Origin of the sequence: Calothrix rhizosoleniae SC01, assembly GCF_900185595.1 — a bacterium.
Classification (GTDB): domain Bacteria; phylum Cyanobacteriota; class Cyanobacteriia; order Cyanobacteriales; family Nostocaceae; genus Calothrix_A; species Calothrix_A rhizosoleniae.
Map to the genome: position 1 here is coordinate 1 of NZ_FYBH01000010.1, position 13,999 is coordinate 13,999.

Below are 13,999 nucleotides of genomic sequence, written 5' to 3' on the forward strand. Positions count from 1 at the left end.
GGGGATTAGGAATTACCAATATCTCTGGTTTAACTAAACTAGCACTTGAAGAAACTTCCACTAAACCAGGTAAGCCTCGCATCTGTTTTTCTAAATCTGTGGCTGCTTGATTTAATGCTTGGGGATTTTCGCTACGCAGCAGAATGCTTAAGGCTTTATCACCACTTACTGAACCCAAGTTTTCAAAACTAATTTTAGCACCAGGAATATCTGCAAATTTCGGGCGTATTTGTGACTCAAAATCTGTTTGAGAGATGGTTCTACCTTCTTGTTTAGATTTGATATTAATGGTCAAAGTCGCGGAATTTACCTCTTGTGAAGCAAATACAGATTTGACTAATGGGTTTGCTTGAAACAGATTGGTAGTTTGGGTGACTACCTTGTTAGTATCTTGCAATGTGGAGCTAGGAGGAAGTTCAATATTAACCGTAGCAATACTAATGTCACCACTATCAATTAAACCTGTGGGAATTAAGGGAACTAACATTAAACTGGCAATAAAAAATGCCAAAGCAATGCCTAGGGTTGTTAACCTGTGACGTAATGCCCATTGTAGAAGGGATTTGTAAGGTTGAAAATGACGTTTTTTGTATCTGCCTTTATCTTCTTTTCCTGACTTATGTTGTAATAAATACGCCCCCATCATCGGTGTGACCATCCGCGCTACTAAGGTAGAGAAGACTGTAGCGGCGGAAACAGTAACGGCAAAGGGTTGAAAAAATTGGCCAGTAACACCACCTAAAAAAGCCACTGGTAAAAATACGGCAATAATTGTTGCTGATGTCGCAATAACTGCCAGACCCATCTCTGTGGAAGAATCAAAGGCAGCTTGCCGTGGGGTTTTACCCATAGCTAAGTGCCGTTCCATATTTTCAATTTCTACCACCGCATCATCTACCAAGTTCCCTACAGCTAAACCCAATGCTAATAAGGTCATGTTGTTGAGAGTATAACCCAGGAGATACTGGACGGCAAAGGTGGGAATAATTGATAGGGGTAAGGTAATGGCTGTGATTGATGTAGCTCGCCAATCTCGTAAAAACAGTAAAATTACTAGTACTGCCAATACAGAAGCCAGCAATAGCTCATCCATAGTACTTTTATAGGATTGGCGAACAAAGGTGGCTGTGGTAGAAATTAAATCTAGTTGGACATCGGGTGGCAGGGTTTTCTCTAATTCGGCGATCGCAGCTTTGACTCCCTCCTCCACTTCTACCATAATGCTGCCAGTACTACGTAATACTTGGAAACCCACCACGGGTTTATTATTTAAACTGGCACTTTGGCGGACATCTGCAAAACTATCTTCTACAGTCCCCAAGGTGGATAGAGGTACAGAGCCACCTCCAGGTAAGAGGATTTCATAGGTTTTGAGGATATTGATACTGGGTGCATTACCCAAAGTTCTAATGGTTTGTTCCTTACCTCCAATTTCAGTTCTTCCCCCTGGAAGATTAATATTTAATGCCCGAATTTGGTCATTGACTTGGGTGGCGGTAATACCTAAGGATTCTAAACGATTGGGGTTGAGGTTGATGCGAATTTCCCGATCAACTCCCCCCACACGTTTAATTTGTGACACACCTTTAACAGATAGTAAGGCGCGGCTAATGGTTTGATCTACCAGGTTACTTAATTCTTCTACCGACTGTTTATTGGAACTCACCACATAGGACATAATAGAGCCACCAGTAAATTCCAACCGTTGGACAATGGGGTCATTAATATCTGGGGGTAAACTTTGGCGAATTTGAGCCACTGCATTACGTACATCATTGGTGGCACGATCAGTATTTGTCCCCAATACAAAGTTAATGGTGGTATCCGACACACTATCGGTCACAGTAGAATGCAATTCATCAATGTTCCCCAAACCAGCCACAGCATCTTCTATTTTTTTCGTGACTTGACTTTCCAGTTCTGCGGGACCACTACCTGGTTGAGTTACTGTAACTTGGACTGTAGGAATATCAATATTAGGGTTGATATCAATTCCCAAAGAGTTGAAGGAAAACCAACCAAATATTGTTAAAACTAAAATAAAACGATTGTTGGAATTGGCTTTTTTATCGACCACGCAGAAATATTAAAAGACATGGGAATGTTGAGAGTTGATGGTTGTTGGTTGATGTTTATTACTTATTACTTATTACTTATTACTTATTACCTTCACCTTGTCTCCATCTTTGAGATATCCCGCACCGTCAATTACTACCTGTTCACCTGATTGCAAACCACTTTTAATTTCTACTTTTCCACCATTGATAATTTCTCCCATCTCTACTTTCTGAGCGTTAACAATGTTTTTACTAGACAGAGTAAATGCGATCGCACTTCCATCGGGTTGAGGTAATATAGCCTTTTGAGGTACCGCCACACTCATAACTGTATTGGTATTAATTGCTGCTCTTGCAAACATTCCTAGCTTGAGTAATTGGGTGGATGGTAAGTCAATTCTGACGATCGCTTCTCGTCTATTTTCGTTAACTATAGGCTCAATTTCTCTAACTTTCCCCCGCAAATGTACCTGACTATTCGCATCAGAAGTCACTTTCACTTCTGCACCAATTTTGATTTGGGACAATTGAATGGCTGGTACTTCAGCTCGCAATTCGAGCTTGCTATTACTAATAATCGAAAATAGTTTCTGTGTACCCCCCACCACATTTATGGCTTGGGTTTGAGGTGGAATACCCGTCACATCTCCCACTCTTGCCAATTTCTCTGCAATAATTCCTGCAACAGGGGCACGGACTAAAGTTTGTGCTAGTTGAGTTTTCAATTGTTGCAATCTTGCGGCGTTACTTTTAACATCAGCTTTGGCACTATCAATACTTGCTCGGGCAGTAGCAATGTCTGCTCGGGCACTGATAACATTAGCTTGGGCACTGCGAATATTTTCTTGTGCTAAACGTACTGCTTCCCTTGCTGTTTTAACTGTAGTTTCACGAGTATCTAATTCTTGTTGACTAATAGCCCCATCAGCCCCTAATTTTTGATAGCGAAGAAAATTCTTTTCTGCTTCTAACAGTCGAGCCTGCTCTTGGGCTAAATCTGCTTTTCTTTGCTGCACTATTGCTTGGCTAGAAGTTACTGCTGCTTGTTTGGATGCCAAATCTGCTTGACTGGATGCAACATCTGCTTTTTTTGATTCCACATCTGCCTTAGCTTGACTAATTTGCCCCTGAAGAATGGAATCATCTAATACTGCTAATACTTGTCCTTGTTTAACATAATCTCTTTGACTGACAAGGATTTTTTTGATCAGCAATCCATTAGCCTGGGGTAATACTGGGATTAAATTTTGTGCTGATACTGTACCTGTAACATTTAAATTGCGTGTAATACGGGTAGTCTCTACAGGTACGGTAGTCACTGTCATTGCAATCGGAACTTCTGGTGATATCTGATTAGCTATAGCTTTATTGGTATGTTGAGAAGGCTGGCTAAACTTACCCATAGCAATAATAGCGATCGCAAATCCGAAACAGGTACCCAACAACATTGGTAGTAGCCAAGCACTTTGTTTATTTGCTTGCTGTACCTCCTGTTCTTGGTTGTTTTCCTCCCCTATGTCTGACTCTCGCTCATTCCCGTCTGAAAAATTTTCTTTCTCCAGTGCCATATTTCATATTCCCAGTATTATTAGCTTTTTTAACGTTTTCCAAGAGATCTGAAGTTATTTACTAAATATGGCACATTTTATGTTTTGACTAGACTTTATGAAGGATAAAGGAACCCAATGGGTAAAAGTGAATAGCCGTTGTATCCGTTATAACTTAGAACTCATTCAAGATTGGTTCCACAATCGTTATAACCCCATCGCCCATCATTGAGCAATTGATTTATATCACGCAAGTTTGCCGAGTCATCAAAAACCTACCAGTCGGAAGGTTTAGAAAATCTATCCTGCGTGACATACTCCACACACTCACACGAAGGTGAGTGTGGGATTCTCAGAGACTCTAGGCTACCCCAGACATTGACTGACTGAGCTTTTTTAGATAGAGCGTGTGTCCCATGCTTCCTGATGTTGATTGCTGCGTTGAGGTCACGACATATTGATGTGTGGCAAACTGGGCAATTATGTACCCGTTGCGATAAACTTTTCTTTACTTTGTGACCACAATTTGAGCATTCTTGAGAAGTTTCATGAGGCTTTACTGGGATTACCAACAAACCAGCATTTTTGGCTTTGTTTGAAAGTATTGAAAGGAATTGTCCCCAACCATCATCATCAATACTTTTAGCAAGTCTAGTTTTAGCTAGACCTTTTATACTTAGCTTTTCAACAGCTATTACATCATATTTTTTGAGCAGTTGATTAGCCGTTTTAAAATGAAAATCTTTACGAGTATCTGCAACTTTTTATGCTTTCTACCCAATTTTTTAATAGCTTTTTGACGACGATTAGAGTCCTTTTTACGTCTTGAAACTCGTTTTTGAGCTTTACGTAATTGGTGTTTAAATTTACGTAAATATTTCGGTGTAGAAATTCGAGTGTTGTCAAAGGCAACATAAAAATCGATTAAACCGACATCAATGCCTACGATGTTATTAGAATCAACATCAGGCTTAACCATAGGTACAGCTATGGATAAAAACTATGACAGCAATAATCGAATATTTTATAGAAACGCTTCCAGAGCAGAATATTGGTAAAAACTCAACTACCCCACTTCCTGTCAAGCCTACGGCTTAATTCGGTTGTAGGGTGTTTCGTTTTTACCTCGCAATTCATGAGGCAGCGTGGTTTTGGGGGTTTCCCTCATGAGCGACTGCCATCTCAAAGCCTACCTGACAAGGAGGCATGAGGCTTCTTGCTGTTATAGCTAAAGTACTACTGTCATCCGGAAGTGAGTAAATCTGAGTGCCCAGGCTTGTAAACCTGGCGCTACTCATTCACTACTCATTTACTATTCAAATGCTACTCAAAAAAGCCTAAAACCCTTGTTAATCTTGGGTATGTGGTAATTCTTCCAGAATTGTGAATCGAATGTGATTAATTGCCAAGTCACCAATGGAAACCTCCTCTTTTGTCAGACGCTCACCCTTACTAGTTAAATACTCAAAAGAAATACCTTTACCAATTTCAATGTGATACCACGCCAATCCCATAAAAAATCTTGTGGGATGGGGCCCATAAGCGCCCAAATCATCTGGATTGGATTCCATTGGTAGCCAACCTAAACCAGGAACATAGAATTCTAGCCACACATGATTAAAATCTGGTTGCAGGGGAACCCCTTGCTGTTCGCCATTTGCAGGACATTTGTAACGTCCTACGGTTCTACAAGCAATCCCATTTAAACGGCAAAGAGCCAATAAGACACCTACATATTCCCCACAAGAGCCAATGCCTCTATCCAAAACAATATCCGGAGTATCAATGTGAGGTTTAATACCATAAGATAATTTGTCGTAGACATAATTGCGGATGCTATACATTTTCCGCAGCAAATTGGTTTCCGTACCAACAGCTTCTTGGGCAGCCCTTTGGACAATGGGAGTATCCATTGCCAATTCATCATCATCTACCAAGTAGCGGTTTTGAAATTCAGATGGTAATGGGGGGATATCTTCCAAATTCCTGGGAGTGAGACGGTATTTCATCCCTCTAACTTCCAAAATAGCCTTCCAGCCAAAGATATGCTGTTCTCCTGGGGTGAGATTATCAAATTTGAATACAGCTACCCGTTGTCCGTCAATGATTTCCTCTGTGAATGGCAAACCAATTGGTTCTACTGACCTAACTTTTTGCCGGTTAGTTTCTGAAGGTAAGGCAATTCGCCATTCTACATCTGGTAAATATACATCGTCCAGAGGAGAAATTTCCTCAGCATAGGACATTTCAATTAAATAACCATTGGATAAGCCATAGCGTTTTTCCGGATCGTAACTATAATACAGGGGATGGATAAAAGTGCGATCGCGGTACGTCAGTTCATGATTGGGGTCAGCATTGGGATTATCCCGGATGTAAGGTTCTTCGCTGGCATAAGCCAAATATAAGCTTTCCTTACCAGTAGTCTGATTAGTGTGGACTGCAATCCCTGAAGGAGAATCAAAGGCAGTGAGCACACTAAATTGAATTTCCCCTGTGGCTCTGTCAAGGCAGTATACAGATTGTTCCACATCATCACATACCCACAGAGTTTCTTGGGTGACTGCCAAATTTTCTACCCCCACACCAGGAGCAAAAAATCTAGTGATTTCCATGCGGGTATTACGATCAAAAATGAGAATGTCTCCCAGTTTTTGACAACTGACATAAATTGTCGATTCCCAAACAGCAATCCCATTTGCTGGATAAGGCAAGGTGACAAAATGTTCTAATGCCAAGGAATTAAGATTACACAGGTAAACATTGTATCCTCTAGTAATCCACAGGGTATTTTCCCACACTGCGACACCAGTGACATCAATAAACTCCCTGACTTGGTGGGGATTGAGGACTTTTGTGTTATCAGTAATTGGATCGATTTGTAATAAATGACCCTTGACGGTGTCAATGGCGATTAGAGTATCTTGAGTAAAAGCTATGCCACCGAGAGCGGCAGCACCAAGTGGTCGAATTATCCTTTGCCCAAACATCTGGCTAACGGTCAAACTGGAGAGCGCAAAACTCATATTAAACTAATTTCCCCACATGTTGAGCATACCTGAATCAATTTTCCTTTGTATCTGTGTCAACATACCCCAGATTTATACAATCGATCAATTCAGAAACATTGTATTGGCATTGAACTTTAACCATAGTAATAATACATAGGCTATTTAAATATAAAAATTACAATATTTCAGAAAAAATACTATTATGAGCCCAACTCCCTACAGTTCAAGGTAACTTTATTTTGATGGCTTTCCAGCCATGACTCAATTATGATCGATGTTTGTAACCATTTCCCGTAATCTACAAGATGTCTGCTAATTCTCTGCCTGATGTAGCCACTGTTTGGCATGGTTTAGAAGTTGAAAAATCCCTAGAACTGCTATCTAGTAATGCAGACAATGGCTTAACATCCCAGGAAGTACAACAACGTTTACAACAATATGGTGCCAATGAACTAGAGGAAGCAGCTTTACGCAGCTCTTGGGAAATTCTTTGGGATCAGTTTAAAAATGTAATGTTGTTAATGCTGATTGCCGTTGCCATTATATCTGGGATACTTGACCTGTTGGCTTTACAAGCAGGAACAGCTTCTGGAGAAGTGCCATTTAAGGACACAATCGCCATCCTTGCTATTGTAATTCTGAATGGTGTTCTTGGCTATTTGCAAGAATCCCGTGCTGAAAAAGCCTTGGCTGCTCTGAAAAAGATGGCTGCTCCCAATGTGCGAGTTATTCGCGATGGTAAACCGATGGAGGTAGCTGGGAAGGAACTGGTTCCTGGAGATGTGATGCTGGTGGAAGCGGGAGTCCAAATTGCCGCAGATGGGCGTTTGTTAGAAGAATCTAATCTCCAGGTACGAGAATCAGCTCTGACGGGGGAAGCAGAAGCCGTGAACAAGCGGGCAGAAGTACAATTGTCCGCAGATACATCCCTGGGCGATCGCATTAATTTGGTATTTCAAGGCACTGAAGTTGTCCAAGGCAGAGCCAAGGTTCTAGTTACAAATACGGGGATGGAAACGGAACTAGGTAAAATTGCTGCCATGCTGCAATCCGTGGAAACAGAACCCACTCCTTTACAACAACGGATGACTCAGTTGGGCAATGTCCTAGTAACTGGTTCTTTGATTTTAGTCGCCTTTGTAGTTATTGGCGGTATCATCCGCACAGGGGGACTAAGTCAGGTACAACAGTTATTGGAAGTTTCCCTGAGTATGGCTGTAGCTGTGGTTCCGGAAGGTTTACCCGCAGTGATTACGGTGACTTTGGCTTTGGGAACCCAGCGCATGGTGCGTCGCCATGCTTTGATTCGCAAGTTACCAGCAGTGGAAACCTTGGGTTCTGTCACCACCATTTGTTCTGATAAAACGGGTACTTTAACCCAGAATAAAATGGTAGTCCAGTCCGTGTATGCTAATCAGCAATATTTCCAGATTACCGGAGAAGGTTATCAACCCAATGGTGAATTTTCTTTGCACCACAACACCATAGTTCCAGCAGACTATCCAGAAATACCTCCCATATTGGTCGCCTGTACCGTTTGTAATGACGCGATTTTGCAACAGCAGGAAGGAGAATGGGTAATTTTGGGCGACCCCACAGAAGGGGCTTTAGTTACCTTGGCAGCCAAAGCAGGCATTGAACAAGATCAGTGGAATAGTAAGTTACCTAGGGTGGGAGAATTTCCCTTTACTTCCGAACGCAAACGCATGAGCGTTATTTGTCGAGTAGAACATGTGGAAACGGGAATTTCTCCTTTGGCTGATGTTGATCCCCTATTGCGTGGCTTGGTAACATCAGAAGGCTACTTAATGTTTTCTAAAGGGTCGCCAGAACTAACTTTGGCACTTTGTTCCCATATTTATACAGTTAATAGTGCAATTCCCTTAAATGAAGAACAACACTCCTCAATTTTGGCAGAAAACGATCGCATGGCTAGTAAAGGATTACGAGTACTTGGTTTTGCCTACAAGCCGTTGATGAAAATTCCTCCAGAAGGTACGGGAGAAGCATCGGAACAAGAATTAGTCTGGTTAGGACTAGTGGGTATGTTAGACGCACCCCGCCCAGAAGTAAAAGCGGCGGTGCAAGAATGCCGAGAAGCTGGTATTCGACCGATTATGATTACCGGAGATCACCAACTAACTGCTAGGGCAATTGCCACGGAATTGGACATTGCGAGGGAAGGTGAACGGGCTTTTACTGGTCAAGATTTACAACGGATGAGTGACCAAGAACTGGAAGAAAATGTCGATTTAGTCAGTATTTATGCCAGAGTCTCCCCAGAACACAAACTGCGAATTGTGCAGGCATTACAAAAACGCGGCAGATTTGTGGCTATGACAGGTGATGGGGTTAATGATGCCCCTGCCCTCAAACAAGCTGATATTGGCATCGCTATGGGCATCACAGGCACCGATGTGAGCAAGGAAGCTAGTGACATGGTATTACTAGATGATAACTTTGCCACCATTGTCGCGGCCTCCAAGGAAGGAAGAGTTGTTTATACAAATATTCGTCGTTTTATTAAATATATTCTTGGTAGTAATATCGGTGAAGTTTTGACCATTGCTGCTGCTCCCTTATTGGGATTAGCGGATGTGCCCTTAACTCCCCTACAAATTCTGTGGATGAACTTAGTTACCGATGGTTTACCAGCATTAGCATTAGCGGTAGAGCCACCAGAACCAGATGTGATGAAGCGTCCACCCTTCACCCCTAGGGAAAGTATTTTTGCTCGGGGTCTGGGTTCTTATATGATTCGGATTGGTATTATTTTTGCGTTTACTACAATTATTCTCATGAAATGGGCTCATGGTCATACCCAGCTACCAGATCCATCAGGACTAAGTCCAGAAAGATGGAAAACAATGGTATTCACAACTTTGTGTATTGCCCAAATGGGTCATGCGATCGCTATTCGCTCCAATAGCCGGTTAACTATTGAAATGAATCCCTTCTCCAATTTGTTTGTATTGGGAGCTGTAGTTCTAACCACTATTTTGCAGTTAATGTTGGTTTATGTACCACCTCTACGCAACTTTTTTGGCACTGATGTACTCAGTATGCAGGAACTAGTAATTTGTTTGGGCTTCAGTGCTTTAATGTTTGTGTGGATTGAATTGGAAAAACTCTTCTTACGCTTTATGGGTAAAAAAAGCGTCTAGCTAGAAAATAGGGAGTAGGGAGTCGGGAGCAGGGAATAGGGAGTCGGGAATCGGGAGTCGGAAAAAGGTATTTTCATTCTTGGTTGTCGGCAAAATTGCCCGTATGGAAATGTCTCCTGCTTTGCTATTGTAAATTTTTAATAAGCGACAGCTTAGGGAGATGGAATGATGAAGGACTGAGGGAAATGTTGTACAAGTTTCTCCCCTGCTCCCAACTCCCAACTATCAACTATCAACTCCCAACTCCCAACTCCCAACTTCCCCCATGTATCTCCAAACCTTGCATCTGCAAAACTTTCGTAATTACAAACAACAGCAGATTGAGTTTACTGCTCCCAAAACCATATTGGTGGGGAATAATGCCCAGGGAAAATCCAACTTATTAGAAGCAGTGGAATTGCTGGCGACATTGCGATCGCATAGAATGGCACGGGATCGTGATTTAATTCAAGATGAGGCAGCGATCGCTCAAATAAAAGCCACCCTAGAACGACAAACTGGTATCAGTGACCTGACTGTAACCCTACGTCGCCAAAGTCGCCGCACTGTAAACTTAAATGGAGAGAACCTACGCCGACAAATGGATTTTCTCGGTATTCTCAATGCTGTTCAGTTTTCCAGTTTGGACTTAGACTTAGTCAGAGGTGGTCCCGATGGTCGTCGTCACTGGCTAGATACCCTATTGATCCAACTAGAACCAGTTTATGCTTATATTTTGCAACAATATAACCAAGTACTACGTCAGCGCAATGCTTATTTGAAAAAATGTCAGGAATCAGGAGATACAGAAGCAATTGCAACTTCTCCCAGAGGAGAAAAACTAGAACAATTAGAAATTTGGAATGCCCAATTAGTGGCTTCTGGAACTAGGGTAATTAGAAGACGAGAGCGAGCCATACAGAGACTAGCTCCCATTGCTGCTGCTTGGCATTCTAATATTAGTAGTAGCACAGAAGAATTACAAATTAAGTATGCTTCCCATATTCCCTTAGCAGAAAATTCCCCAGAAACAATCCAGCAAGCCTTTTTAGAAAAAATTCAGCAGCGTACAATTCCGGAGTTACACCGTGGTACAACCCTTGTAGGTCCACACCGTGACGAAGTAGAATTAGCTATTAATCAAACTCCTGCCCGTCAATACGGTTCCCAAGGTCAACAACGAACCCTAGTATTAGCCCTCAAGTTGGCAGAATTACAACTGATTGAACAAGTGGTGGGCGAACCCCCATTATTATTATTAGATGATGTGTTAGCCGAACTAGATCTATCCCGACAAAATCAATTACTTGATACTATTCAAGACCGTTTTCAAACTCTCATTACCACTACTCATTTAGGTGCTTTTGATGCTCAATGGCTGCATTCTTCCCAAATTCTTCATGTCCACCAAGGGAAAATATTAATCAACGGAGTGTAGGGGATAGGGTGTAGGGTATAGGGAATACCATTATTTTTCTACAAACTTGTATAGCACTACGCATATACGTTAAGAAATTGTTGAAGCACCAAACCTATAAGCAGTAAACTTATTACTTATTATTTATTACTTATTATTTATTATTTATTAATTATTACTTGCGCCTAGCGCTATATTGGCAAACTGAACACAATTATTTGATAGATTGAGTGGATAAACTCTACTGGCTTAACCAAATTCAAATGCAAGACCGTGCTCAAGTAGGTGACCAAGCCTTTCACTTGAGTAAACTTATGCAGCGTGGTTATCCAGTTGTACCGGGTTTTGCGATCACAACTGATATTTTCCGGGAATTTCTGGACAATCTCAATAGTTCTGAGGCTTTAGTAGCTGATTTACCATATTCTTCTCTACACATAAATGTAGATAACTGGCGACAACTACAACAGGTATCTCAACAATTACGTCAGGAAATCTTGACAGCAGAAGTTTCTTCCCAGCTAATCAATAATATCCTCCAAGCCACTAGGGTATGGAATTTACCAGTGCTGATTTTTAGCCCTAGTTTGGCAATTTCCAACACCAGAGTTCGATGGGGAAAATCTGGATTATTAGAGTCAATTGTTTGTCGTCCAGAACCAGAAGCAATTGCTCAAGCTGTAAAGGAAAGTTGGAGCCAATTGTTTCGCGCTCGCAGTCTACTATATTGGCAAAGAGCGGGAGTTAATTTACAAGAAATCAATTTGGCTGTTTTAGTACAGCCAGTCTACAATGCCATTGCTAGTGGATTATTAACTACTAATAATTCTAATTGGGAAATTCAAGCTACCTGGGGACTGGGTATAGCTCTGAATCAAGGGGATATTTCACCTGATATTTACCGCATCGAAAAGGAAAATCGTACAGTTTTAGAGCAACAACTAGGCAATAAAATTATCGCTTATGGTGTGGCTGAATTTGAGGATATTAATCTGAGTAGTCCTCAAATCGCTGTCGAAATTGAGAATCCTTGTTTGAAAGCATATATATTAGAGTCCAGCCAACAACAACAGTATGCTTTATCTGAAGAACAACTCCAACAAATAATTGATACCGCCAATCAATTAGTCCATGAGCTAGGGACAAGTTTTACTCTAGAATGGACTATTTGTAATATTGACGCTATACCCCAACTTTATTTAACACAAATTTGTACTTCTCAATCTGTAGTTACTCAAAATTTTCAAATGATTCAAGGTCTTGGAGCAGCTACGGGGCGAGAGACTGCAACGGCTTGTGTCATTTTAGAACCAGAACAAAAACCAGAGCAAATACCCCCTGGAGTTATCTTAATTGCTCCTCAGATCGCTCCTCACTGGTTGTCAATATTACGAAATGCATCGGGTGTCATTACTGAGAAAGGTGGATTGACTAGCCATGGGGCTATTTTGGCTAGGGAATTGGGTATTCCTGCCATTGTCAGTGCGAAGGATGCTACCATGATTATTCAAACTGGCGAACAATTACTGATTGATGGTGATCGTGGAGAAATTTATCGTCTCAGTCTGAGTGATCGGACAAATAGAGGAGGGAGAGGATGGAGGGCTCCCATTCCCAATCAGTTGCGAGATAAAGATATGGATTTACCCCATAATTCTACCTCCGATTTCAATTTATCTTCTACCCATCCATCTATAACTGCGACTAAATTACTACTAAATCTCAGCCAAAGCAGTTTAGCTGAGCAAGTATGCTCCTTGCCAGTAGATGGGGTCGGACTATTACGTTCAGAAATGATGGCACTTACCATTTTGGAGGGACAGCACCCCAATACCTGGTTAGAGAGTGGACGTAGAGAACAACTGCTGGAATCATGGCGATTAGAAATTTTAGAATTTGTCCGTGCTTTTGCTCCCAAACCAGTTTTTTATCGTTCCCTGGATTGGCGATCGCAGGAATTATCAGATCAGCTACCATCTCATAAGTCTTCATCCCATCCCATGTTAGGGGAACGGGGAACTTTTAGTTACTTGACAAACACCCAACTATTTGAATTAGAATTACAAGCCCTAGCTAGCCTACAAAATTCTGGTTACACAAATATCCGCTTAATTTTACCTTTTGTGCGCACTGTAGAAGAGTTTACTTTTTGTCGGCAAAAAATTGAAGCAGCTGGTTTAACTCAGACCCCAGAATTTCAATTGTGGATTATGGCGGAAGTACCTAGTGTCCTCTTCTTACTTCCAGAGTATGTCAAAGCAGGTGTGCAAGGAATTTCCATTGGTACTAATGACCTAACTCAATTACTCTTGGGTATAGATCGGGAACAGGGAACTTTTGCCAAAAAATTCGATCAACGCCATCCAGTTGTCATCAAAGCCATATCTCAATTAATTCACATGGCTAGGGATGCTGGTATTCCTTGCTCCATCTGCGGTCAAGCTCCGGCATTATATCCAGAAATCATCGAAAAGCTCGTAGAATGGGGTATTACATCCATTTCCGTGGAACCAGAAGCAGTTACTAGAACCCATCAAGCGATCGCTCGTGCGGAACATAAACTTATTTTAGAAGCAGCAAGACAAAAACTGAATAGTGATCGCTGAGCAATTACAGCTAAGTCAGAAGCCTATCTTATGACAATGGGATTACACACTGACCGAATAACTCATTGTATTCGCTCGAACCCGGACAAGCACACTTGCTGGGATAACCAAGGGAATTTGCATCCTTCGTACATGCGGTAGGCAAAGCTTGTGCTTGGATCGAACACGAGCTTTTCACCGAGCGAACATCAAATCCACGGCTAGTTGCATCATCACTG

5 protein-coding genes and 2 pseudogenes are annotated in these 13,999 nt (G+C 41.6%); 3 read left to right on the forward strand and 4 right to left on the reverse strand.

Annotation, left to right across the window (positions count from 1 at the left end):
- From CALSC_RS00390 to CALSC_RS00405, 4 genes and pseudogenes are all read right to left on the reverse strand, one after another.
- Positions 1 to 2,097, reverse strand: a pseudogene (locus tag CALSC_RS00390) (efflux RND transporter permease subunit); the annotation flags it as partial.
- Positions 2,098 to 2,149: 52 nt separating this feature from the next.
- Positions 2,150 to 3,625, reverse strand: a complete 1,476-nt coding sequence (locus tag CALSC_RS00395; protein ID WP_088239466.1) for an efflux RND transporter periplasmic adaptor subunit — start codon at positions 3,623 to 3,625, stop codon at positions 2,150 to 2,152.
- 254 nt (positions 3,626 to 3,879) lie between these two features.
- Positions 3,880 to 4,589 (reverse strand): annotated as a pseudogene (locus CALSC_RS00400) (RNA-guided endonuclease InsQ/TnpB family protein); the annotation flags it as partial.
- Positions 4,590 to 4,953: 364 nt separating this feature from the next.
- Complete coding sequence (locus tag CALSC_RS00405; protein ID WP_088239467.1) at positions 4,954 to 6,630, reverse strand: transglutaminase-like domain-containing protein; 1,677 nt, start codon at positions 6,628 to 6,630, stop codon at positions 4,954 to 4,956.
- 290 nt (positions 6,631 to 6,920) lie between these two features.
- On the opposite strand from CALSC_RS00405, the gene CALSC_RS00410 reads away from it, so the two are divergent.
- The 3 genes from CALSC_RS00410 to CALSC_RS00420 all read left to right on the forward strand — a co-directional run bounded on the left by CALSC_RS00410 (position 6,921) and on the right by CALSC_RS00420 (position 13,781).
- Positions 6,921 to 9,779 (forward strand): cation-translocating P-type ATPase, encoded by a 2,859-nt coding sequence (locus CALSC_RS00410; protein ID WP_088239468.1) that lies wholly within the window; start codon positions 6,921 to 6,923, stop codon positions 9,777 to 9,779.
- Between the two features lie 265 nt (positions 9,780 to 10,044).
- Positions 10,045 to 11,196, forward strand: a complete 1,152-nt coding sequence (gene recF, locus CALSC_RS00415; protein WP_088239469.1) for a DNA replication/repair protein RecF — start codon at positions 10,045 to 10,047, stop codon at positions 11,194 to 11,196.
- 209 nt (positions 11,197 to 11,405) lie between these two features.
- Positions 11,406 to 13,781: a putative PEP-binding protein gene (locus CALSC_RS00420; protein ID WP_088239470.1), complete on the forward strand. Its 2,376-nt coding sequence runs from the start codon at positions 11,406 to 11,408 to the stop codon at positions 13,779 to 13,781.
- Positions 13,782 to 13,999 lie beyond the last annotated feature (218 nt).

What these genes read in the sequence shown, in the direction of transcription:
- CALSC_RS00395 (WP_088239466.1), bottom strand. Translation starts at nt 3,625, where the DNA reads ATGGCACTGGAGAAAGAAAATTTTTCAGACGGGAATGAGCGAGAGTCA.
- CALSC_RS00405 (WP_088239467.1), bottom strand. Translation starts at nt 6,630, where the DNA reads ATGAGTTTTGCGCTCTCCAGTTTGACCGTTAGCCAGATGTTTGGGCAA.
- CALSC_RS00410 (WP_088239468.1), top strand. Translation starts at nt 6,921, where the DNA reads ATGTCTGCTAATTCTCTGCCTGATGTAGCCACTGTTTGGCATGGTTTA.
- recF (WP_088239469.1), top strand. Translation starts at nt 10,045, where the DNA reads ATGTATCTCCAAACCTTGCATCTGCAAAACTTTCGTAATTACAAACAA.